Origin of the sequence: Pseudoalteromonas sp. GABNS16E, assembly GCF_028598715.1 — a bacterium.
Lineage (GTDB): Bacteria > Pseudomonadota > Gammaproteobacteria > Enterobacterales > Alteromonadaceae > Pseudoalteromonas > Pseudoalteromonas atlantica.
On sequence record NZ_JAQREZ010000198.1, the window covers coordinates 1 to 261 of the forward strand.

Below are 261 nucleotides of genomic sequence, written 5' to 3' on the forward strand. Positions count from 1 at the left end.
GGTATCAACAAGGTAAATTCGAAATATGGAATGGACTAAATTTACTCGGTGTCGATGGGGTTGTGTGGAGAACGACTGATACTGCTCAAAACCGTGAAAAGTATGGCTCTGGTAGTACTCAGTATGGCGACACAGCATTTCCTCAAATCCGCATGGTGTGCCAAATGGAGCTGACAAGCCACCAACTCATTAATAGCGCGTTTGATAAATACAAATCGAGTGAAATGGTGCTAGCAGAGCAGCTAATTAGCGATACGCCTA

1 pseudogene is annotated in these 261 nt (G+C 44.1%); it reads left to right on the forward strand.

From position 1 onward, the window contains the following. A pseudogene (locus tag PSI06_RS21815) lies at window positions 1-261 on the forward strand (IS4 family transposase); the annotation flags it as partial.